Genomic DNA, 21966 nt, shown 5'->3' with positions numbered 1-21966 from the left:
GGTCATTCACTGACCGCGTTCGCCATTTTCACTGTTGGGATTGCGCGAGCATTGCGCGGCGCCGAAATCGCTATGGCGTGGTTGCCACGGGCAGTTCGACGCGGAAGCAGACCCCGCCGAGATGGCTCGGCAGCACCGAGATATTGCCGCCATGCTGGCGCACCACTTCGCGCACCAGGTTCAGCCCGAGCCCGGCACCGCGGTCGAGTGGGCGGATGCGGTAGAACGGCTCGAAGATCTTCTCGCGATGCTCCGGCGCAATACCCGGTCCGCTGTCATGCACCTCGAAAGTGCCGTTGCCGGCGATCTCGATCTCTATGGTGCCGTTATTGCCGCCATGCACCACCGCATTCTGCGTCAAATTCGCCAGTAACCGCTCGATGGCGCCGCGATCGCCCAGCACCCAGGCGGAAGGGTCGGGCGCCCTGAGCGAGATGTCGTACCCGGCGGAGATGGCAAGCGGCGCATGATCGGCGACCACGCGCTCGGCCAGCGGCAACAGGTCGATCGGCTGGAAGTCGATCTGCGATTGGGCCAGCCGCTGCAGGTCGAGCAACTGTTCGGCCATGGCCGCCAGTCTCGCCGTGTCGGTGAGCAACCGGGTCCGCTCCGGGCCGGTGTCGAGATTCTCCACTCGGGTCTGCAGGATTGCGATCGGCGTCTTCAGCTCATGCGCCGCGTCGGCGAGGAAGCGGCGATGCCGCTCATAGCCTTCGTCGAGGCGAGTCAGGGCCTCATTCACCGCCGTCACCAGGCCGCGGACCTCGTAGGGTACCTTGTCGAGCGGCAGGCGTGTGCCGTGCTTGTCGAAATTGATGCTGCGGGCCTGCTCCTCGGCAGCGTCCAGCCCGCGCATCACCTTGCGAACGATCAACGGGATGGCGATCACCGTCGCGATGATCAGCATCAGCAGCAACGGCAGGATGAAGATGTTGCCGACCAGGATCGCCGCAAAGATGGTGCTGACAAAGGCGCCACCACCGGCCAGCACGTAGAGCTTGCCGATCGGTGTATCGCCGCTGTGGAATGCCGCCGCCAGATCTTCTTCACCACCCGAGTCGCGAATGTCGACAAACCACAGCCGGTTGAGGCTCGACGCCATCTCGCTATAGGCGGCCGGCACCGGACCATCCTCGAAGGCGTGCCCCTGGTCGTCCGTGACGATCATCCAAACCGTGGGAGACTCGGCGCGATAGCGCTCGAGCTCGGCATTAGGGCCGAGCACCAGTTCGCCATGGGGTCCGCGTCGCATAGCGGCGGCGACTGCCTCGGCAAGCGAGCTGTCGACGATCTGCTCGCCTGGATTGAGCTGCAGGATGAGGATGGTGAGGATGGCGGAAGCCAGCGACAGCGTCACGGTTTGCAGCAGCACCAGACGCCAGGCTAGGCGTCGACGCAGCGAGTGGGGGCGCCAGAACTTCATGCCACCGCCTTGATCAGGTAACCGACGCCGCGAATGCCATGGATTTCGACCCCCGCCTTGGCGTCCGCGAGCTTGCGCCTGAGCCGCGAGATATGGGCATCGAGCGAGTTCGACTGGATCTCGTCGCCATAGCCATAGACCGCGTCTTCAAGCGAGGTGCGCAGCACCGTGCGGCCGGCGCGTCGCAGCAGGCATTCGAGCACCAGCAGTTCGCGCCGCGGCAGCTCGATGGTGCTCTCGCCGATCCGCGCCTCGCGGCTGTCGAGATCGAACGACAGCGCGCCCAGTTGCACCGATTCCGGCGCCACCTGCATCGGCCGCCGCAGCACGGCGCGCAGCCGTGCCAGCAGTTCCTCTACCGCAAAGGGTTTTGGCAGATAGTCGTCGGCGCCGGTGTCGAGCCCCTCGATCTTGTCGGCAATCGAGCCACGGGCCGAAATGATGATCACCGGCACCCCGGCGTGGCGCTTGCGCAGCAGCGGCACCAGGTCGATGCCGTCGCCGTCCGGCAACTTGCGGTCGAGCAGCACCGCGTCATGCGTGTGGCTGAGGATTGCCTCTTCGGCGATGAGCTTGGTGCGCGCATGGTCGACGACCATATCGTAGCGCGCCAGCACGGCGCTCAGCGCCGCGGCCATTTCCGGCTCGTCTTCGACAAGTAGCAATCGCATTCAGGAATCCCCGCGCCACGATCTGCCATATGCAGCATGCATTGCGCCAGGATTGCGCCGCGGCAACCTCGGGTCCGAGTGCGGCCGATCAGCCGCCTGAGGGCTAACTAACCCGTTAGATATTCGAGCCATTTCAGGCGGCGTTTGGCTTTTTCGGCGACCGCAGACTCTGGTATTGTCGCAATGGGGCTCTCGGAAGTTCCGGAGCTTTCCCGCGAAACAGTGGAGAAGCATGATGGCCGAGACAGAGACTTCTACGCCTTCCGATTTTCCCGCCGGACTCCGCGCCATGCTTGGCGACAACTGGTGGCTGCTGCTGCTGCGCGGCATCGCCGCCATCGCCTTCGGCGTGCTGGCCATCTTCTGGCCCGCCATCACGCTCATCTCGCTGACCCTGCTATGGGGCGCCTACACCCTCATCGACGGCGTCTTCGCCCTGTGGGCCGCGATCTCCGGCCGCGCCAACTCCCCCGCCATGGGGCCGCGCTGGTGGATGGCGATCAGCGGCGTCGTCAGCGTCCTCGCCGGTCTTGCTGCCTTCTTCTGGCCCGGCATGACCGCGTTCATCCTCGTCATCTTCATCGGCATCTGGGCGATCATCATTGGTGTGCTGACCATCTGGGGCGCCATCCAGGCCCGCAAGGAGATCGAGGGCGAGTGGGTGCTCGGCCTGTTCGGCGCGCTCAGCATCCTGTTCGGCCTGCTGCTGCTGTTCCAACCGGGGGCAGGGGCGCTGTCGCTGATCTGGACCATCGCCGGCTATGCAATCTTTGCGGGCGTGTTGCTGATCATGCTGGCCTTCCGGGTGCGGAAGTTCAAACGGCCGGCCTGAACCGGCACTGGAACCAAGCAGCGCGAGCCACGTTCAAAGGGCACGGTAAAAGCGCCCTCAAGAACGCGAAGCCCCTGATCAATGCCCCGGATCGCCAAGGTGACCGGGGCATTTTCTTGCCGCGGTATACTTGCGGACAAGGTAGATGGCGGGCGCCTCGAGCTTTCGCTGAGCCGCCCGCCAACCCCGTCAGGTGTGGACGCAAGATCAGGGCGGCGGCCTGATAGCGGAACGTTCCTGCAATTTCGCTGACAAAGCCAGAGGCGTCGCCGCGCCGACGCCTGGTGGCCTGCCGATACCTACTCTGCCGCGCCGGTTCCGCTCATCGGCGCCTCGACCTGCAGGTCCTCGCGATAAGGCTTGGCGGACGGTGGGAGGTCCTTGCGCAGGAAGACATCTTCGCCCTTGAGCTGACGCAGCCAGATCGGGATCATCTCCCGATAACCCGCAAGGATTGACGGGGTAGGCGGGGGCAGGTCGTGCTTGATGGCTTCGTGCAGCCTCTCGAGCGCGTGGTAGGGCACGACCGGGAACATGTGGTGTTCGACGTGATAGTTCATGTCCGAATAGAGGAAGCGGCTGATCGGGTTCATCAGCACGGTCCTGGTGTTCAGCCGATGGTCGGTGACGTCTTCGGCCAGCGCGCCATGCTGCAACAGCCCCACCATCACCATGTGCCAGCAGCCGTAGAGGCGGGGTAGCCCGACCAGCATGAACGGCAGGATCGACTGCATGGCGATCGCGGTGATGCCGGTCGCGGCGTAGATCACCACCCAGATCCGCGCCACCCGAACCACCTTGGGCCACTCGCCCTTGGGAATGAAGCTCTTCTCGGCGTCGCTGACATTGCCGGCAGCGTTCCGTACCATGTCGCCCAGCGCGTACCAGACGTCGACAATGCCGACGAAACTCAGGATCACCCGGGCCAGCACCGGCGGTCGCATCACCGCGATCTCGACGTCGCGGCCGACGATGATGGTGTCGGCGTGGTGGCGAGCGTGGCTCCATTTCCAGGTCGTCGGGTTACGGATCAGCATGAAGCAGGCGATCTGGTAGATCACCTTGTTCATCCACGCTGTCTTGAACGCCGTGCCGTGCCCGCATTCATGCCAGCGGCTGTCGCTGGCCGAACCATAGAGCACGCCATAAACCAAGAAGCACGGCACGCACCACCAGGTGCCCCAGGACGCGATGCCGCCAATGCCGGTGACCAGCAGCAGGCCAAGCCAGATCAGGTTGTCGCGTATCGCCGGGCCATCGGAGCGTTGCATGAGTTCTTTCATGACGGCGCGTGGCACCTCAGTGTGATACCACTCGGCTGCCGCGAGGCCGCGCTCGATGGCGCGCTGCGCCTCGGGCCCGGTGATGCTGTAGTCGCGCTTCGTGATCATCGGCCCCCTCCGATGTGTCCTTACGGCCTGACAGGACCCTGCCCGGCGCCAGTGGCGCCAATGGTGGCGGCGATGCTGTCGAGGTCGGCGGCGTCGAGTTCGATGGTCGCTGCATCGATCCAGCCATCGACCTGGGCCGGTGATCGGGCGCCGACAATCGCGGCGCTCAGCCCAGGCCAGGCTAGCACCCAGGTGAGGGCGATGGTTGAGATCGAAGTGCCGTGCTTGTCGGCAACCGGCTTCAATGCCGCCGCGAGGGCAAGATTGCGGTCGAGCCGCTCGCCGGTGAACTCCGGGTTGGTCTTCCGCCAGTCGTTGTCGGCCAGGGTCGCGGCGCGCTCCCGGGTGAAGCTGCCGGTGAGCAGGCCCGCCTGCATCGGGCTGTAGCAGATGACGCCGGTGCCATGCGCCGCGCACCACGGCAGGATCGCCTCCGCGGTCTCCCGCTTGATCATCGAGAACGGCGGCTGCAGCGTTTCCACATGCCCCATCGCTTCGGCTCGCGCCAGTTGCTCGGCATTGTGGTTCGAGAGCCCGATATGCCGAACCTTGCCCTCGGACTTCAGCTCGAGCATCGTCCCCCAATAGTCCTCGAGCGGCACGTCGTCGGCCGGCCAGTGCACCTGGTAGAGATCGATGGCCTCGACCTGCAGGCGTTTGAGCGAGTTCTCGAGTTCGTTGCGGAGGCTCGCCTTGTTGGCGAGGCGGCGCGGGTTCTGCCCGTTGGCGTCGCGGATCACCCCGCCTTTGGTGAAGACGAACGGCCGCCGATCGGCCGGCAGCGCTTTCAGCGTCTGGCCGATCACCTCCTCGGAATGGCCGACGCCGTAGGCCGCAGCAGTATCGATCCAGTTGATGCCCAGGTCGATGGCGTGGCGGATGGCAGCGTCGGAATCAGCGTCATCCTGCGGGCCCCACATATTGCCGCCCATCGCCCAGGCGCCGACGCCAAGGCGGGTGATCTCCATGCCGGTCTTGCCGAAAGCGCGGGTGGGCAGCGACGTTTTCATGTTTGTTTGTCCTCCATCGGTAACTGCCATACCAGCATCTCCTCCCGGATCGGACAACCCAGCCTTGCGACCAATGCCCCGCTCGCGACCCGGCGGGCAGACGTCCAGCATATTGCATCCCGACATCCCCCTTGCGCCGAACCGTAACGTACGGTACGGTCGCGCCATTGATGTCGAGGTGTCCGGTTCGCGGGGTGCGGATCGTCACCTCGCGGGGCCTTGGGTGTCGTCGTGGCGTCTGCCGTTGCCAATAGCGAAGAGGTGTTCACGCCGCGCCAGCAGCAGGTGCTGACGGCGGCGCTGGATCTGCTCGTCGAGCAGGGCGATCGGCTGACCATGACCTCGGTGGCGCGCCGCGCCTCGTGCTCCAAGGAAACGCTCTACAAGTGGTTCGGCGACCGCGACGGGCTGCTCACCGCGACGGTGCAGTGGCAGGCCGCCAAGGTGAAGGCGCCGCAGGTCGATCGCTGGCGGCTTGATTCCGCCTCACTGCGCCAGAGCATCGAGCAGTTCGCTCGAGACCTGCTGGGCACCATCGTCGGCGATGTCTCGGTGACGCTCAACCGTCTCGCCATCGGCCATGCCGGCGCCGAAAAGCATGGGCTCGGGGCCATCGTCCTCGAGAACGGTCCGCTCGCTATCCGCAAGCGCCTGAAGCCGGTGCTGGAAGCGGGCAGGGAGGCGCGGCTGTTGCGCTTCGACAGCTCCGAGGAAGCCTATCGCAGCTTCTTCGGCCTTGTCGTGCGCGACGCGCAGATCCGCCTGCTGCTCGGCGAAACCTTCACTCCTGCCGAAGCCGAGATCGCGCGCGACGCGGCCCGGGCGACGGAACAGTTTCTTGCCATCTACGCGGTCCACCCGGCCGCCTGAGTTCAAATCGGCCGCACCGGCCCAACGCACCAAGAGGAGACTTCCATGCGCGTCTATTATGATCGGGATGCCGATCTCAACATCATCAAAGGGAAGAAGGTCGCGATCGTCGGCTACGGCTCGCAGGGCCATGCGCACACGCTGAACCTCCGCGATTCCGGGGTGAAGGACATCGTGGTGGCGCTGCGTCCGGGCTCGCCGTCGGCCAAGAAGGCCGAGGGCGAAGGCCTCAAGGTGATGTCCGTCGCCGATGCCGCCAAGTGGGCCGACGTCCTGATGATGCTGACCCCCGACGAACTGCAGGCCGACATCTACAAGAAGGACATCGAGCCCAATATTCGTGACGGCGCCGCCATCGCCTTCGCGCACGGCCTCAATGTGCACTTCAACCTGATCGAGCCCAAGGCGACCGTCGACGTGATCATGATCGCGCCGAAGGGCCCGGGCCACACCGTGCGTGGCGAATACCAGAAGGGCGGCGGCGTGCCGTGCCTGATCGCCGTCCACCAGGACGCCTCGGGCAATGCCCACGACATCGCCCTGGCTTACGCCTCGGGCGTCGGCGGCGGCCGCTCGGGCGTCATCGAAACCAACTTCCGCGAGGAATGCGAGACCGATCTGTTCGGTGAGCAGGTGGTGCTCTGCGGTGGCCTGGTCGAGCTCATCCGCGCCGGCTTCGAGACGCTGGTGGAAGCCGGCTACGCTCCGGAAATGGCCTATTTCGAGTGCCTGCACGAAGTGAAGCTGATCGTCGACCTGATCTACCAGGGCGGCATCGCCAACATGAACTACTCGATCTCGAACACTGCAGAGTGGGGCGAGTATGTCTCGGGCCCGCGCATCATCACCTCGGAGACCAAGGCCGAGATGAAGCGGGTGCTCAAGGACATTCAGTCCGGCAAGTTCACCTCCGAGTGGATGCAGGAATACAAGGGCGGCGCCTCGCGCTTCAAGGCGACCCGTCGCCTCGCCGACGAGCACCAGATCGAGGAAGTCGGCGAGAAGCTCCGCGGCATGATGCCGTGGATCAAGGCCGGCGCCCTCGTGGACAAGGCCAAGAACTAAGCGGGGCCTTGCTCCACGCTTGATCTGATGCGCGCTGGCGCGCCGCCGTGACCAAGGCCGGCGCGCTGGTCGACAAGGCCAAGAACTAATCCAAAGATCCTTCGCAGGATGTATGCGCAGAGGGGCCTCCGGGCCCCTTTGTCGTTTCTGGTCATCACCGTCGGGGAGCACAGGTTGCTCCAACGACTCGATGTCATCCCAGCGAAAGCTGGGACCCAACTCACAGCCCGTGCCAGCGGAGAAATGGGTCCCAGCTTTCGCTGGGATGACATCCGGTGGGTAGGCGAAACGGTTGGCCCACCGCGTTAGCGCGATGCGGCCCTATTGGATCTACCGGCTGGTGTCCGTGGCCATCCTAATGGCGAGGAAGCCGAGCACCGTGCCCATCAGCCAGCGCTGCAGCCGGGCCCACAACGGTCGTCCGGTGAGGAACAGTGCCACCGTCCCCGCCGTGATGATGAGGATGGCATTGACCGTCATGCTCACGGCAATCTGCGTGGCGCCAAGCACCAAGGTCTGGCCGAGCACATTGCCGGCCGACTTGTCGATGAACTGCGGCAGCAGCGACAGATAGAGCGCCGCGACCTTGGGGTTCAACAGGCTGGTGAACAGGCCCATCGCATAGAGTCGCTTCGGCGAATCCGGCGCCAGCGTCCTGAGTTCGAACGGCGAATGGCCGCCGGGGCGCAGCGCATTCCAGGCCAGCCAGCCGAGGTAGAGCGCTCCGGCGATGCGGATCGCGTCATAGGCGAAGGGCACCGCGAACAGCAGCGCGGTGAGGCCGAGCGCCGCCGCCAGCATGTAGACGATAAAGCCGGTGGCAACCCCGAGCAGCGAGATCAGCCCGGCGGCACGACCCTGCGCAATCGAGCGGGAGACCAGGTAGGCCATGTTGGGGCCGGGGGCGATCACCATAGCGAAGGCGACGCCGGCGAAGGCGAGAAGGGTGGTGAGCGCGGGCACGGCGGATCCCCGGTTGGCTGCACACCTGCATGCCACGCGCCATGAACTTCCGCCAGTGACGCCTACGTTTTGCTGTCGCCCTTCTCGATTCGCTCGCGGGTGAGCATTTCAAGCAGGCCAACCAGCCGGGTGATGTCTTCCTGGCGGAGCAGGTCGATCTTTTCGTGCAGGGCCTCGATGTCGAGTTCGGCGCGCAGGTTCACATCGTAATCGAGCTGCGCCTTCTGACGGTCGATGTCGGACTGGCGGTTCTGCGCCATCATCAGGATCGGGGCGGTGAAGGCGGCCTGGAAGCTCAGCACCAGGTTGAGCAGGATGAAGGGGTAAGGGTCCCAGTGCTGCACCCAGGCGACGACGTTGAACACGATCCACAGCACCAGCACCGCCGATTGCACGATGATGAAGCGCCACGATCCGACAAGCGCCGCGATCTGGTCGGCGAGGTACTCGCCATAAGTGCGGGGGAGGCTGATCGGCTTGGCCTGTCGCAGCGTGAATCGCCGCGCCGTCTCGGTGTTGTCGTGGTGGGGTTTGGTTTCGCTCATTGCCGCCTCTTGCTGGCCATGCCATGCGGCGGTTCTATCAGGTCTGGCGGTCGGCGCGGGATCGGATCCGGTGAGCCCCGAATCAAAAAGGGCCCCGATCATCTCGGGGCCCTTCAGCTTGGGATATCGCCTACCGCGAGGTCACTCATGGCCGCGGGAAGGCGTGCTGTGGTGGCGGCCGGCGCGCATCGCGGCGAGGTCGCCACGAGTGAGGCCGATATCACGCAGCAGATGGTCGTCGAACTTCATCAGGTCGGTGAAGACCCGCTTGCGTTCTGCACGACGGAACATGGACGTCAGGCTGAAAGCCATTTGGTCATCTCGTCAGTTTGGGTGGTGCCGGGATCGGCGGAGTGGGCTTATGCCCGTGGATCGATGAATGCCTGATGAACCGTTTGGCCCTTAGCGGGGCTTGCGGCCGAACCAGGTCTTCTGCTTCCTGAGCTCTGCGCGCGTCAGCCCGATATCGGCCAGCAGGCGGTCTTCGATCTGCTGGTTGGGCGTACGGGCACGCAGGTGGTCGGACAGCAGCAACAGTTCGGGGATCATGTTCGATTCCTTGGTTTGATAGCCGGCTCGTCCGGCGTTGGGGCGCTCAATGACCGAGGCCGGTTGAACCGGTTCTGAACGAGGAATTCAGGGAGAGACCAATGACTGAGATCGCGTCGCCGGCATTCCCGGTCGAGGGAGGCTGCATCTGCGGCGCGGTGCGCTACCGCATCACCGGCGCGCCGCTTGCCGTCTACAACTGCCACTGCCGCGACTGCCAGCGCCTGAGCGGCGCCACGCACTCGATGTCGATGCCGATCGCCCGCGACCGGCTGCAGCATCTGCGGGGCGAACTCGTTGCCTACGACAAGCCGGCCGACAGCGGCAGGACCGTGCGCATGCTGGCCTGCGCCCGCTGCGGCACCAAGCTCTGGAACGAGCCGCTCGCCTCGCCGGCGCTCTTCGTGGTCAAGCCCGGCACGCTCGACGACCCGAGCTGGGCCGTCCCCATCGGCAATATCTGGACCGCCAGCCGCCTGCCATGGGCGGTGATCGATGAGGCGCAGGTCAATTTCCCTGGCCAGCCGCCCGACCGCCAACCGCTCTATGACGCCTGGAGCGCGGCGACGACCTGATGCGGTCCACCGCAATTTGCCGGAAGAAATCGCCGCGCTGGCGGAGGGAGCGGCGCACCGTGTCGTGCTAGCAGGTGGACGAAACGCCTGGAGGGGATGATGAGTTTCGACAGTGATATCGCGCTGGTGGCCGAGCAGGAGCGGCAGCTGGTGTTCAGCCGGTTCGACGAGACCACGGCGCTGCAGTTGGGCGAGGATATTCGTGAGCTCGCGGTGGCGGCAAAGGCGGCCCTGGTGATCGACATCCGCTTCTGGAACCGGCCGCTCTACTACTACGCGATGGCCGTCACCGGCCCGGACAATTTCGAGTGGGTCCGGCGCAAGAGTAACTGCGTTCGGCGCTTCAACCGCGCTTCCTACGCGCTGACGCTGCGCCAGCAGCGCGACAATCGCGGCTTCGCACCCGATGACAATGTCGACCCTACCGAGATTGCGGCGCATGGCGGCTCGTTCCCGATCCGCATCGAGGGGGTAAGCGTCGTCGGAACGATCACCGTGTCGGGCGTCCCCGGCAGGCACGATCATGGCTTCGTGGTGACCGCGATCGCAGGGCATCTCGGCATCGATCCAGTGCCACTCATGCTGTCGCACGAGGAACCGACCGCCGACTGACCGGCCGGCTTGCCGGGATGCCGTTGGCCATGCCGCCGCAACCACAGCGACCGTATGGCTACGACAGACGACATCGCAGAATCATCGAGCAAGAACCGGGCTCGAGTTCACCGAGAACGCGGCGTTCTCGATCGGCGTAAGGGTGCGTGAGCGTCCCCCGCGAGAAGCTCGGACTGGTGGCCCCGAATTCGGCACTTGACGATGCGGACTCTGTCCTTGTCGTGGTGCCAATCCGCGCGAAAGACGTCGCTTCGATCGCTGCCTCCGGTCACGCCCCCGATCGTCAAGTGCTCTGCGCCTGAAGCACGGCGACGCTTAGCGCACTCGCAGGAGCCAGCTCTGCTGTTCGCGATGCACGTGCAGCAGCAGCGCCGTGAGGAATAGCGAGATGCCAACGATTTCGAAGGTTTCCTCGGTCACCACGAAGGCGATGTAAGAGGGGGCATCGACACCCTGCGCCTCAAAGATCGGAGCCCCAAGCATCTCCAGCCCAACGGCCCCGAAGACATAGATTGCACCCGACCCGAGAAACAGCAGTTGGGTGCGCCGCGGCAGGCGCAGGATGAACCGCCAGAGCAGAAGCAGGACCACGATCACAGCGGGGATCGCCACGAGGACCCACCCAAAGGTGAACACTCCGCTGGTGTGAAACACGAGCTTCACCTTTTCGATGAGGATCTCGTGAATGCTCGCCGTCTCGTCCATCGACAGGTAGACAAAGCCGAAGGCCAGCAACAGCCAGCCGACCCGTTGCTTGGATCGTTCAGCGCTGGCCTGCTGCGCCTGCAGGAAGAGCATCAGGGCACAAGCGATCAACTGCGTCGACGAGTACCAGACCGGAAGCGTATTCTCCGCATCGAGGCGCAGAATCTTCAGCCCATAAGTGCTGCTGGGCGTTCCCGACGAATAAGCCGCAAGCTCCCGGCCTACGCCCGCTGCAACGACGGCCGCGCTGGCGACCCATATCGCTATCGATGCTGTGATGACTGAAATGCTGACCAGCATGGGCCCTGCCGAGGCAAGAGCGTCGCGAGATCCGGCCTGTTTGCTCCGCCCGTCCATCGCGCCCCTTTGCGACAACTGTCTTCGGGTATTTCAGAGATCATTACGCCGCCGCCTGGCTGCGGTCAAAGGCGACAAGAGGTGCGCTTGCCGCGGTGCCATGCGGTTGGCTATATCGCCCGCAACCACAGGGAGCGGACGATATGGCTACGGCAGACGACATCGCCAAAATCATCGAGCAGGAGCGGGGGCTCGAGTTCACCGAGTTCAACGAGAACGTAGCGTTCTCGATCGGCGCAAGGGTGCGTGAGCGCGCCCTGCGCGAGAAGCTCGGGCTGGTGGTCGACGTCCGCACCTGGGACCGGCAGATGTTCTACGCCGCCATGCCCGGGACCACGGCCGACAATCCGAACTGGGTGCGCCGCAAGATCAACACCGTGCAGCGCCTGCTCAAGTCGAGCTATCGCGTAGCGCTGGAGCAGAACCGCGAGGATCGGCTGTTCGCGCCGAATCGGGCGCTCGACGGTGCTGACTTTGTCCTCGCCGGGGGCGCCTTCCCGATCCGGATGAAAGGCTTCGGCCCCATCGGCTGCGTCACCATTTCGGGCCTCCACGAACGCGACGATCACCAGGTTGGCGTGGACGCCGTGGTCGAAGAACTCGGGCTCGACAAGGCGGCTTTCGCACTCGCCAAGATTTAGTTGGAGGCGTCGCGGGGAGGCGGCTTGACACCGCGGATCGGGCTGCCGCAACTGCTGCCCGGTTGCGGAGCCCGATCATGAAACTCAACTACGTGCTGCTTGATGTTTTCACCACCGAGCGGCTGCAGGGCAATCCCCTGGCCGTCGTGCTCAAGGCCGACGGGCTGCTCGACGATCGGATGCAGGCGATCGCCGCCGAGTTCAATCTGTCCGAGACGGTGTTCATCCAGAAGGCGCAGTCGGAGCGCCACACGGCGGCCGTGCGTATCTTCACGCCGACCGTGGAGCTCCCCTTCGCTGGTCACCCGACAGTGGGCGCCGCCGTGGTGCTAGGATTACAGAATCGAAGCACTGCCGTGCGGCTCGAGGAGCAGGTCGGCGTCATCACCTGCGTGATCGAGCGCGTCGAAAAGGATGTCGGGCTCGCCCGCTTCGCGCTGCCTCGGTTGCCCGAAGAGGTCGGCAAGGTGCCTTCCGTCGAAGCGATAGCCGCCACGCTAGGGCTCCATGCCGACGACATTGGCTGCGGACCTTACCAGCCGGCGCTGTTCTCGGCCGGCGTGCCCTATTACCTGCTGCCGGTCCGCGACGCGGCGGCCCTGAAGCGCATTCGCCTCGAGCGACGCGGCTGGGACGTGAACTATCCTGAGGGGCATGGCTCGATCTACGTCTTCACCCAGACGCCGGAAGAGCATGGCAACGACTTCGCCGCGCGCATGTTCTCGCCCGGCATGGGCCAGGTCGAAGACCCCGCGACCGGCTCGGCTGCCGCCGCGCTCATTGGCCTTCTCGCCCGTCACACCGATAACGGCCAGCACGAGTTCCGCCTGCGGCAGGGATACGAGATGGGCCGTCCCAGCCTCATCACACTGCAGCTGCGCAAGGATGGCGACAGGCTCACCCATGGCGGCATCGGCGGCCACGCGGTGATCGTCGGCGAAGGGACGCTCAACCTGGGGGACTAGTGCTTTCAAATATCAACTGACAGACTTGCAATTCTGTCAGTCGTCATCCACATGAGCAGTCTCACCACAAGGAGACTGGTCATGGATCATCGCACGCTTGGAACATCGGGCCCCGTCGTTTCCGCCCTCGGCCTGGGCGCCATGGGGATGTCGGGCGCCTACGGGCCGTCCGATCGCAGCGAGAGTATTGCCACCGTGCATGCCGCGCTCGAGGCCGGCGTCACCCTGATCGACACCGGCGATTTCTACGGCATGGGGCACAACGAGATGCTGCTCGGCGAAGCCTTGCGGGGGCGGCGCGACAACGCCGTGCTCAGCGTCAAGTTCGGCGCGCAGCGCGGGCCAAACGGGCAGTGGTTCGGCTTCGACGGGCGGCCGGCAGCCGTCAAGACCGCGCTCGCCTACACGCTCGAGCGCCTCGGCGTCGATCACATCGACATTTACCGGCCGGCGCGGCTCGATCCGAACGTGCCGATCGAGGAAACGGTCGGCGCCATCAAGGACATGATCGACGCCGGCTATGTTCGCCACCTCGGTCTCTCCGAGGTCGGGCCCGAGACCATCCGCCGCGCCAATGCGGTGCATCCGGTGGTTGACCTGCAGATCGAGTATTCGCTGATCTCGCGCAGTATCGAGCGGGCGATCCTGCCGGTGACGCGCGAACTGGGCATCGGCGTCACCGCCTATGGCGTGCTGTCGCGTGGCCTGATCAGCGGTCACTGGAGCAAGGACGGTCTCGTCGCCGGGGATTTCCGCGGTCACAGCCCGCGGTTCAGCGCCGAGAATGTTGATCACAACCTGCAACTGGTCGACAAGCTGCGCGATATCGCAGCCGGCAAGGGCATCAGCGTCGCACAACTGGCGATCGCCTGGGTGCTGGCGCAGGGCAGGGACATCGTCCCGGTTATCGGCGCACGGCGCCGGGATCGGTTGACCGAGGCGCTGGGCGCGCTCGATGTGGTGTTGACGCAGGCCGATCTGTCCGCCATCGAAGGAGCGGTGCCACCGAATGCCGCGCGCGGCGAGCGCTACCTGCCGGCGCAGATGGCAATGCTCGACAGTGAGCGAACTGGAGCCTGATGAACGAGGTCTTGACCCGCGAACGAATTCTCGAGGCGGCGGAACAGGTGTTTCGCCGCTTTGGTCCGCATAAGACCACGGTGGTCGATGTGGCGCGGTTGCTCGGGGTCAGTCACGGCAGCGTTTACCGGCATTTCGACAGCAAGATTGCGCTGCGCGACGCGGTGGTCGAGGGCTGGTTGAAGCGCACGTCGGATCCCCTGGCGGCGATCGCGACCTCCGGGGAAGCGCCAGCGAAGCGGCTGCGCCTGTGGTTCAGCACGCTGCTCAAGCTGAAGCGCGAGAAGGTAAAGGGCGATCCGGAGCTGTTCTCGGTATCGCGCACCATCTTCGCCGAGGCGCGCGAGGTGGTGGCCCGGCATGTCGACACTCTCGTCGGCCAGCTGGAGATCATCATTGGGGACGGCATCGCCAGCGGCGACTTCCGGCCGGTCGACCCGCGGGCCACAGCGCAGGCGATGTTCGACGCCACCGCCCGCTTCCACGACCCGGCGCACGGCGCCGAGTGGAGCGCGCCCGATGTCGATGCCGGCTTCGACCGCGTCTATGCGCTGGTGACAGCCGGCATAATGGCATAGACCCCGGACCACGCCACGCCTTCACAATTCATCCGCGTCACGTGCCGACGCTAGTGCGACGCACCCAACTCAGCTAGCCTCCCCGCGGGCATTTGGAGGGCTAAGCCGTGTACGTTGTCACGCTTCTGATTTTCTTCATCCACATCATCGCGTTCATCGCCGGCGGCGCCAATCTGGTGCTGATGCCGATCGTCGGCGCCAAGCTGCCGACCGCCACGCCGGAGCAGCGCGGCCTGCTGTTCTCGATCATCGAAGGATTCGCCAAGGTCGGTAAATACGCCTTTGCGACGCTGCTGATCACCGGCATCCTGACACTGTGGCTCAAGTGGAACTGGGTCGTTCCCAACGCCTGGTTCTGGGTCAAGATGCTAGGCATCCTCGGGATGATCGTGTTCATCAGCCTCAACGAGGTGAACCGCAAGAAGGCCATCGCGGGCGATGCCGAAGCGGCCAAGCGCGCCAAGATGTTCGGCCAGCTGACCGGGGTCTCCTTCCTCGTCGTGGTCTTCTCCGCCGTGTTCGCCTTCAACTGAAGTCCCCCTGCAACTGAGGTCAGCTTGGACGTCGCCTTTTCGCTTCTGCTCATCGCCCATCTTGTCGGTCTCATGCTGGTAGCGGCGGCGTTCCTGCCGCTGCTGGGGATGATGGGGCAGGGCGGGGCGGCGCCCCAGACCAACCGGCTGCTCACCCGCTTCGGGCATTACGGCATCATCGTGCTGCTGCTCAGTGGGCCGTTGATGATCTGGGTCCGCTACGGCAGCCTCGACGGCGTCAGCCACTGGTTCTGGGCCAAGATGGCCTTCGTGCTGCTGCTCGCCGCAGGCGTCGTCCTCTCGGCGGTCTCGGCGCGCAAGATGCGCGCCGGCGATGCGGCGGCGACAGCGCGGGTGCGGCTCGGCCGGATTATCGCCGTGGTGTCGCTACTGGCGATCGTGGTGTTCGCCGTCCTGGCGTTCAACTGATGCCGCGGCTCGACCATATCAATATCGACGTGTCGGACGGCGCGCGGATGGTGCGGTTCTTCGCCGAGGTGCTTGGTGCCGAGGATGGCTTTCGTCCGCCATTCGATTTTCCCGGCCACTGGATCTATGTCGATGGCCATCCCGCCATCCATCTGAACATTGTGGCGAGACAGAGCGATTTCCCGCGCGGCATGGTCAATCACGTGGCCTTCGGGGTCTACGGGTTCGAGCCGACCAAAGCGCGGATCGAGGCGGCAGGGTGGCCGTACCGGATCACCGGCATCCCCGATTCGGAGATCGGGCAGTTCTTCGTCGAAGGTCCGGAAGGGCTGCTGATCGAGGTGCAGTTTCGCCGCGAGCGACCCGCGCGCGGCTAGGGCCGCTTCACCTTCCGTTAGCCGCCGCTGCGCAAAGGCTTGCGCAAGCGGCGGAATTCGCGCAGTATTTGCGCCGTAGCAAGTTTTGGTCTGATGAATGCAGCGCAACCGCGCCATTGCCATAGCCGCCGCCCAGCAGAAGGCTCGTGAGAGCCGGCTGATGATTGCGGCCGCTCTGCTGCTGCTTCCGGCCGCCCTGCTTCTCCTTCTTATCAGCCCCTGATAACCGACAGCTCGTCTAGCGAGCGGGTGGTCAGGGGAGCGCGCAGGTTAACCGAACAACGATTTGTCCGGTCGCGACGGTTTTCGAACCCCGGCCGTTTGATAGGAAAACAGCAATGAGCACCCAGGCAGCGGCAGCGAGCAACAAAGACCGCGTCTTCATCTTCGATACGACGTTGCGCGACGGCGAGCAGAGCCCCGGCGCGACGATGACCTTGGAGGAAAAGCTCCAGGTCGCCGAGGCTCTCGACGAAATGGGCGTCGACATCATCGAAGCCGGTTTCCCCATTGCCAGTAATGGTGATTTCGAAGCTGTGGTGGCCGTTGCCAAGCAGGTGWAGAWCTCGGTGGTCGCCGGCCTCGCCCGCGCCATCCCGGGTGACATCGCCCGCGCCGGCGAGGCGGTACGCCACGCCAGGCAGGGCCGCATCCACACCTTCGTTTCCACCTCGCCGATCCATCTGGCCCACCAGATGAAGAAGACCGAAGAGCAGGTGCTGGAGATCATCTCGGCCACCGTGGCGCAGGCCCGCAACCTCATCGACAATGTCGAGTGGAGCGCGATGGACGCCACCCGTACGCCGATCGACTACCTGGCGCGCTGCGTCGAGCTCGCCATCAAGGCCGGCGCCACCACCATCAATCTGCCCGACACGGTTGGCTACGCCATTCCGGCTGAGCACGAGGCGATGTTCCGCTCGATCATCGAGCGCGTCCCTGGCGCCGATAAAGTGATCTTCTCCGCCCATTGTCACAACGATCTCGGCCTCGCCGTCGCCAACTCGCTGGCCGCGGTGCGCGGCGGCGCCCGCCAGATCGAATGCACCATCAACGGTTTGGGCGAGCGCGCCGGCAACGCCGCGCTCGAAGAAGTGGTGATGGCGCTGCGTACCCGCGGCGACGCCATGCCCTATGACACCGAGATCGACTCGACCCATTTGAGCCGCGCCAGCAAGGTGGTCTCGGCGGCCGCCAACTTCCCGGTGCAGTACAACAAGGCGATCGTCGGCAAGAACGCCTTCGCGCATGAAAGCGGCATCCACCAGGACGGTATGCTGAAGAACGCCCAGACCTACGAGATCATGACGCCGGCCTCGGTCGGCATCAAGGAAACCACCCTGGTGATGGGCAAGCACTCGGGTCGCGCCGCCTTCAAGGACAAGTTGAAGGAATTGGGCTACGACCTTGGCGATAATGCCTTCCAGGAGGCATTTGTCCGCTTCAAGGATCTCGCTGACCGCAAGAAGCACGTCTATGACGCCGACATCGTGGCGCTGGTCGATGACGAGGCCGGCTCGGTCGGTGATCGGATCAAGCTGGTCGACATGGAGGTGATCTCCAAGACCGGCGGCGTGCACCATTGCGACCTCGTCATCACCATTGACGGCGTCGAGGTGAAGGCCTCGTTCGACGGTACTGGCTCAGTGGATGCGATCTTCAACGCCATCAAGCAGGCGGTCGGCAAGGACCCGCACCTGGTGCTCTACGCCATCGATGGCGTGACCGGCGGCACCGACGCGCAGGCGAGCGCCCACGTGCGCCTCGAAATGAACGGCCGCATCGTCTCCGGCAACGCCGCCGAGCCCGACACCCTCGTGGCTTCGGCCCGCGCCTACATCAACGCCTATAACCGCCTGCTGCTCGAACGCGGCGCCGCGGCGCAGGGGGCCACCGAGGCTGCCGCCGCGAGCTGATCCGAGCTGCAGTCGACACTTTCCGAGCCGCCCCTCCGGGCGGCTCCTTCTGATGGTGCGCCAGGCGCCGCCGTCGGGCTGCCCCTTCTGATGGGCTAGGGGAGCGACCAATGACCTACGAATTGCGCGAGCTGGCTTCACCCGAGGATTGGGAGGCGATGCATCGGATCCGGCTCGAAGTGCTGTTCACTGCGGAGCGTCACCCGGGCCTCGTCTATGACCGGGCGCACCCGCACGATACGGAGCCGACGCACAGCAAGTTCGTGCTCATGCATGACGGTGTGCCGATCGGCACCACCCGGCTCGATCCGCGCGGCGAAGGCGGTATCGTCCGGCTGGTCGCCATCGTGCCACCGTTGCAGCGGCAGGGCCACGGCTCGGTACTGGAAACCTTGCTCATCGACTACGCCAGGGCGCGCGGCATGAAGCGGCTGTGGCTCAATGCTGCTCGCGACGCCGTCGGCTTCTACGAGAAGCTCGGTTGGACAGCTGAGGTGTGGGACGAGGTGGAGCTCGCGACCTTCGCCCACAATTGCGTGCAGATGACTAAGCCGATTTGACGCGATGCAGCTTCCCAGCTCGGAGGCGCGCGCAATCCATGACCGCCGACGTTTCGGCGTTTCACTGCAACGGTGAAGCGCTCTAGGCTGCGCCCGAGTCGAATGGCTGGAGCATTCATGCTGCGAGAACTGAAGGGCGGGCTCACCGCCTTGGCCCTGGTGGTTGCTGGCGTGCTGTTCGCAGTGAGCGTCGACCTGGGCATTCCCGGGCAGGCCCTGCTGCAGTCGTTGCGCTTCCACATCGCTGCAGCGCTGCTCGGCCTGGTGGTGCTGCTGTTCGTCGCTGGCGCCTGGCGCCGCGCCTGGGTGTTCGTGTTCGTCTTCGCGATCAGCGTCGGGCAGGGCGCGGCGATCATCTACCATCAGCAGGAGGCGCGCATTGCGCTTGCCGCTACCCCGGGCAAGCCGCTGCTCAAGCTGCTGAGCTTCAACCTGCTGTCGGGCAACCAGAACGGCGAGAACATCGCCCGGTTCATCGCCGGCTCGGGCGCTGATGTGGCCGTCCTGATGGAGGCGGCACCGATCGCCAGCCATGTCGGCATCCTGCGTCAGGTCTATCCGTACTACGCCGGCTGCGATGATGGCTCGCGCTGCGGCGGCGTGGTGCTCCTCTCGCGCACGCCGCTCGCCGACATCACCGTGCAGTCGATGAGTGGGGCGTGGCAGAATCGCCTGGTAACCGCCAGCACGACGATCGACGGGCAGAAGCTCAACATCGTCGCGGCACACCTGGTGAAGCCCTATTTCGACGACTTTGCCGCCGAGGAGTTTGCCAAACTCGGCGCCGTCATCGGTCGGCTCGATGGTCCATTGGTGCTGGCCGGCGATTTCAATGCTGCGGCCTGGTCCGCCAGTATCGACGGGCTGGTGCAGCGGCGAAACCTCGCGCCCGGGCCGTCCTACCCCGCCACCTGGCCGGTTCGGCTCGGTCCGCTGGGCGTCCCGATCGACAATGTTTTCACCCGCGCGCCATTGGTCATCAGCGAAGTGAACGCGCTGGATGACGCCATGGGCTCCAACCACCGTGGGCTGCTGGCGGAAATCAGGCTGACCGGAAGCTAGTTGCCGCAAGGACGCATCATCGTGCGGTGACTTGCCAGATCAGTCATTCGCGTGCATCTCCAAGGCTCAGCTTTGCGGGGGCAGGCATGAAGTGGCGAGACTTTCGGCGCAGCGCGCTCGGGCGGGTGCGACAGGCAGGTCGCTTGGCGCGCTGGTGGCTTTTCGGTCTGCTGGGCTTCGCTCGACCGCCGCGCTTGCGTTTTCGCCCGCCACCGTGGCGGCGTCCCACGCCACTGCCTGCGCAGCCGGCAACCATTACTGTCCCAGTCACCCGCCCCGTGATCTACGGGGATGTGATCCCTGAAAAGTTCGACAGCTTGCCGACCCATGCGAGTGGCGGGGAGCCCGGCATCACGATTGCCGACGATGTTGTGCTTGTACCCGGGCATCTGTTCGTCGACCGTCGAACGGCTGTCGTGTTGCCGCAGAGCCAGGGCGTTATCATCGATCCGAAGGCGCTCAGTGGGCTGAGATCGCGCCCACCCAGAGTGTTTCGGTCTCCTGCTGAGGCAGATGAAGTCTTCGTGGTGGATTGCTACTTCACCGACAACTATGGCCACAACCTGCTCGAGGCTTTGACCCGGCTTATGCTGCTCGAACGGGCTCCCGCCGGCATCGAGATCGCGACCTCCATTCCGAGATCGGCGACAGTCAGCGCGTTATTCGAGGGGTTGGGCGTCGCCCCGTCGCGCGTTCGCTACTATCGCGAGCCGCTGTTCTGTCACCGGGCGTACCTGCCCGACCGGCTTGTCTACCTTGAGCAGTTCATCAACCCGCTGGCGCGCGAGGCGCTCTCGCGGCTGGTCGCGCTTGGAAGCGCCTCCGGGGTCGAGCGCGCCGAACGCATCTTCATATCCCGTTCGCGGATACGTCGGCGTCGTCTCGTAAATGAGGTCGAGATCGAGGCGCTGTTCGAGCGCTATGGCTTTCGCATCGTCCATCCGGAGACGCTGCCGGTTGAAGCCCAGATTGCCTTGTTCAGCGAAGCCAAGATGATTGCCGGGCTAGGTGGGGCCGCTATGCACAGCACCGTGTTCAGTCGTCCCGAAACCAGGATATTGATGGTCAGCTCAAGGGCATGGTTCATGCGCACCGATGTGCTGATCAACGAGCGCGAGGGCCAGCTTGGCTATGTGTTCGGCGAGCCGGAGGGCGTCGCGAGTGGCCTTGGAGACTGGGATTGGCGCGTCGATCCCGCCGCGGTCGAGGCGGCGATCGTTGCCCATTTCGGGCTCTGAGCCGCGAGCAGCCCGAACAGGTCCTTGGGGTCGTCGAGCTCGGGGATAAGGTCGATGTCGCGGATCTCGGCCCGGCTCAGGTCGCGGGCGTAGCGGAGCGTCGAGAAATCCTCGATGGCGAAGCCGACCGAGTCGAACAGCGTAACCTCGCCGGCCGACCTGCGGCCGGCCGCCTTGCCCGTCAGCACCTGCCACAGTTCGGTGACCGCGAAATCTGCCGGCATCTGCTGGATCTCGCCCTCGACCCGGGTCTGCGGCGTGTACTCGGTGAAGACCGAGGCACCGGCGACGATGTCTGGATGCAGCTCGGTCTTGCCGGGACAGTCGCCGCCAATGGCATTGAGATGCATGCCGGGCACCACATGATCAGGCGTCAGGACCCGGGCCCGTGTTTTGTCGGCAGTGCAGGTCGTGACGATGTCTGCGCCGTCGACGGCCTCAGCGACCGAACCGGCGCGGATGATGCGGAGGCCGCTGGTTGCGAGGTTGAGGCAGAACTTGTCCATCGCTTCGGTGTCGAGGTCGAACACCCGCACCTCCTCGACCCCCAGCAACGCCTTGAAGGCGAGGGCCTGGAATTCTGACTGGGCCCCAGCGCCGATCAGGGCCAGCACCCGGCTGTCGGGTCGAGCCAGGGCGCGCGCCGCGACGGCGGAGGTCGCAGCGGTGCGGAGCGCGGTCAGTATCGTCATTTCCGACACCAGTACCGGGTAACCCGTCGACACATCGGCGAGCACCCCGAAAGCTGTGACCGTCAGCTTGCCGCCCGCCGTGTTGCCGGGATGACCGTTGACGAATTTCATGGCGTAGAGTTCGCCATCGGAGGCCGGCATCAGTTCGATCACGCCGTCGCGGCTGTGGCTGGCGAGGCGAGCCGCTTTCTCAAAACTCTCCCAGCGGCGGAAATCGGCCTCGATGTAACCGGCGAGACCGACAAGGAAGGGCTCGAGGCCGGTATGCCGGAGGAGGCTGCGGATGTCGCTGGTGCCGATGAACTGGGTCATTTGGGCCTCTTACTT

General features: G+C 64.9%; 27 protein-coding genes. 17 read left to right on the top strand and 10 right to left on the bottom strand.

The window, feature by feature from the left end:
- Positions 1–70 precede the first annotated feature (70 nt).
- Both ASC68_RS10245 and ASC68_RS10240 read right to left on the bottom strand, forming a co-directional pair.
- Positions 71–1423 carry a HAMP domain-containing sensor histidine kinase gene (locus tag ASC68_RS10245; RefSeq protein WP_055878395.1) on the bottom strand — a complete coding sequence of 451 codons (1353 nt, stop codon included), beginning with the start codon at positions 1421–1423 and terminating at the stop codon, positions 71–73.
- Positions 1420–2094, bottom strand: coding sequence for a response regulator transcription factor (locus ASC68_RS10240; protein ID WP_055878393.1), 675 nt, complete (start codon positions 2092–2094; stop codon positions 1420–1422). The genes ASC68_RS10245 and ASC68_RS10240 overlap by 4 nt, the downstream gene beginning before the upstream one ends.
- Before the next feature lie 235 nt (positions 2095–2329).
- Between ASC68_RS10240 and ASC68_RS10235 the strand changes: the two genes are divergently transcribed.
- Positions 2330–2926: an HdeD family acid-resistance protein gene (locus tag ASC68_RS10235; protein ID WP_055878391.1), complete on the top strand. Its 597-nt coding sequence runs from the start codon at positions 2330–2332 to the stop codon at positions 2924–2926.
- A gap of 299 nt (positions 2927–3225) precedes the next feature.
- On the opposite strand, the gene ASC68_RS10230 is transcribed toward ASC68_RS10235, so the two are convergent.
- Together ASC68_RS10230 and ASC68_RS10225 are read right to left on the bottom strand one after the other, a co-directional pair.
- The gene (locus ASC68_RS10230) at positions 3226–4317 is read right to left on the bottom strand and encodes a fatty acid desaturase family protein (protein ID WP_055878389.1); all 1092 of its coding nucleotides are present in this window, start codon (positions 4315–4317) and stop codon (positions 3226–3228) included.
- Between the two features lie 20 nt (positions 4318–4337).
- Entirely contained in the window at positions 4338–5327 is a 990-nt protein-coding gene (locus ASC68_RS10225; RefSeq protein WP_055878388.1) for an aldo/keto reductase, read from the bottom strand.
- 231 nt (positions 5328–5558) lie between these two features.
- On the opposite strand from ASC68_RS10225, the gene ASC68_RS10220 reads away from it, so the two are divergent.
- Together ASC68_RS10220 and ilvC are read left to right on the top strand one after the other, a co-directional pair.
- Positions 5559–6197 carry a TetR/AcrR family transcriptional regulator C-terminal domain-containing protein gene (locus ASC68_RS10220; protein ID WP_055879813.1) on the top strand — a complete coding sequence of 213 codons (639 nt, stop codon included), beginning with the start codon at positions 5559–5561 and terminating at the stop codon, positions 6195–6197.
- Positions 6198–6242: 45 nt separating this feature from the next.
- Positions 6243–7262, top strand: a complete 1020-nt coding sequence (gene ilvC / locus ASC68_RS10215) for a ketol-acid reductoisomerase (protein WP_055878387.1) — start codon at positions 6243–6245, stop codon at positions 7260–7262.
- A gap of 330 nt (positions 7263–7592) precedes the next feature.
- On the opposite strand, the gene ASC68_RS10210 is transcribed toward ilvC, so the two are convergent.
- From ASC68_RS10210 to ASC68_RS28630, 4 genes are all read right to left on the bottom strand, one after another.
- Positions 7593–8225 (bottom strand): LysE family translocator, encoded by a 633-nt coding sequence (locus ASC68_RS10210; protein WP_055878384.1) that lies wholly within the window; start codon positions 8223–8225, stop codon positions 7593–7595.
- Positions 8226–8287: 62 nt separating this feature from the next.
- Positions 8288–8770, bottom strand: coding sequence for a DUF1003 domain-containing protein (locus ASC68_RS10205; protein ID WP_082528056.1), 483 nt, complete (start codon positions 8768–8770; stop codon positions 8288–8290).
- Between the two features lie 141 nt (positions 8771–8911).
- Complete coding sequence (locus ASC68_RS28295) at positions 8912–9082, bottom strand: DUF1127 domain-containing protein (protein ID WP_082528055.1); 171 nt, start codon at positions 9080–9082, stop codon at positions 8912–8914.
- Positions 9083–9172: 90 nt separating this feature from the next.
- On the bottom strand, positions 9173–9319 hold the full coding sequence (locus tag ASC68_RS28630; RefSeq protein ID WP_156384522.1) for a DUF1127 domain-containing protein: 147 nt from the start codon (positions 9317–9319) through the stop codon (positions 9173–9175).
- A 101-nt stretch (positions 9320–9420) separates the two neighbouring features.
- Between ASC68_RS28630 and ASC68_RS10200 the strand changes: the two genes are divergently transcribed.
- Positions 9421–9894 (top strand): GFA family protein, encoded by a 474-nt coding sequence (locus ASC68_RS10200; protein ID WP_055878382.1) that lies wholly within the window; start codon positions 9421–9423, stop codon positions 9892–9894.
- A 99-nt stretch (positions 9895–9993) separates the two neighbouring features.
- Positions 9994–10506: a heme-degrading domain-containing protein gene (locus tag ASC68_RS10195; RefSeq protein ID WP_055878381.1), complete on the top strand. Its 513-nt coding sequence runs from the start codon at positions 9994–9996 to the stop codon at positions 10504–10506.
- Between the two features lie 315 nt (positions 10507–10821).
- On the opposite strand, the gene ASC68_RS10190 is transcribed toward ASC68_RS10195, so the two are convergent.
- Entirely contained in the window at positions 10822–11511 is a 690-nt protein-coding gene (locus ASC68_RS10190) for a hypothetical protein (protein WP_055878379.1), read from the bottom strand.
- 200 nt (positions 11512–11711) lie between these two features.
- Here ASC68_RS10190 and ASC68_RS10185 point away from each other — a divergent pair, with 200 nt between their 5' ends.
- The 12 genes from ASC68_RS10185 (at position 11712) to ASC68_RS28290 (ending at position 20947) form a co-directional block, all read left to right on the top strand.
- Positions 11712–12209: a heme-degrading domain-containing protein gene (locus ASC68_RS10185; protein ID WP_055878377.1), complete on the top strand. Its 498-nt coding sequence runs from the start codon at positions 11712–11714 to the stop codon at positions 12207–12209.
- 77 nt (positions 12210–12286) lie between these two features.
- The gene (locus tag ASC68_RS10180) at positions 12287–13174 is read left to right on the top strand and encodes a PhzF family phenazine biosynthesis protein (RefSeq protein WP_055878376.1); all 888 of its coding nucleotides are present in this window, start codon (positions 12287–12289) and stop codon (positions 13172–13174) included.
- Positions 13175–13255: 81 nt separating this feature from the next.
- Complete coding sequence (locus tag ASC68_RS10175) at positions 13256–14254, top strand: aldo/keto reductase (RefSeq protein WP_055878374.1); 999 nt, start codon at positions 13256–13258, stop codon at positions 14252–14254.
- The gene (locus ASC68_RS10170) at positions 14254–14832 is read left to right on the top strand and encodes a TetR family transcriptional regulator (RefSeq protein WP_055878372.1); all 579 of its coding nucleotides are present in this window, start codon (positions 14254–14256) and stop codon (positions 14830–14832) included. The genes ASC68_RS10175 and ASC68_RS10170 overlap by 1 nt, the downstream gene beginning before the upstream one ends.
- 107 nt (positions 14833–14939) lie before the next feature.
- Positions 14940–15365: a hypothetical protein gene (locus ASC68_RS10165; protein ID WP_055878371.1), complete on the top strand. Its 426-nt coding sequence runs from the start codon at positions 14940–14942 to the stop codon at positions 15363–15365.
- A 24-nt stretch (positions 15366–15389) separates the two neighbouring features.
- Positions 15390–15794 carry a hypothetical protein gene (locus tag ASC68_RS10160; RefSeq protein ID WP_055878369.1) on the top strand — a complete coding sequence of 135 codons (405 nt, stop codon included), beginning with the start codon at positions 15390–15392 and terminating at the stop codon, positions 15792–15794.
- Positions 15794–16171, top strand: a complete 378-nt coding sequence (locus ASC68_RS10155) for a VOC family protein (protein ID WP_055878368.1) — start codon at positions 15794–15796, stop codon at positions 16169–16171. The genes ASC68_RS10160 and ASC68_RS10155 overlap by 1 nt, the downstream gene beginning before the upstream one ends.
- Before the next feature lie 97 nt (positions 16172–16268).
- Positions 16269–16394 (top strand): hypothetical protein, encoded by a 126-nt coding sequence (locus ASC68_RS29335; protein ID WP_274532685.1) that lies wholly within the window; start codon positions 16269–16271, stop codon positions 16392–16394.
- Between the two features lie 115 nt (positions 16395–16509).
- Positions 16510–18087 (top strand): 2-isopropylmalate synthase, encoded by a 1578-nt coding sequence (locus ASC68_RS10150; RefSeq protein ID WP_055878366.1) that lies wholly within the window; start codon positions 16510–16512, stop codon positions 18085–18087.
- 110 nt (positions 18088–18197) lie between these two features.
- On the top strand, positions 18198–18647 hold the full coding sequence (locus tag ASC68_RS10145; RefSeq protein WP_055878365.1) for a GNAT family N-acetyltransferase: 450 nt from the start codon (positions 18198–18200) through the stop codon (positions 18645–18647).
- 117 nt (positions 18648–18764) lie between these two features.
- Entirely contained in the window at positions 18765–19709 is a 945-nt protein-coding gene (locus ASC68_RS10140; protein WP_055878363.1) for an endonuclease/exonuclease/phosphatase family protein, read from the top strand.
- 86 nt (positions 19710–19795) lie between these two features.
- Positions 19796–20947, top strand: coding sequence for a glycosyltransferase family 61 protein (locus ASC68_RS28290; RefSeq protein WP_082528053.1), 1152 nt, complete (start codon positions 19796–19798; stop codon positions 20945–20947).
- Here ASC68_RS28290 and ASC68_RS10130 read toward each other — a convergent pair.
- Positions 20839–21951 carry an ornithine cyclodeaminase gene (locus tag ASC68_RS10130; protein ID WP_082528052.1) on the bottom strand — a complete coding sequence of 371 codons (1113 nt, stop codon included), beginning with the start codon at positions 21949–21951 and terminating at the stop codon, positions 20839–20841. The genes ASC68_RS28290 and ASC68_RS10130 overlap by 109 nt on opposite strands.
- Between the last annotated feature and the right edge of the window lie 15 nt (positions 21952–21966).

Source organism: Devosia sp. Root105 (assembly GCF_001424865.1).
GTDB lineage: Bacteria > Pseudomonadota > Alphaproteobacteria > Rhizobiales > Devosiaceae > Devosia_A.
This window is presented reverse-complemented; position numbering and strand designations above follow the sequence as displayed.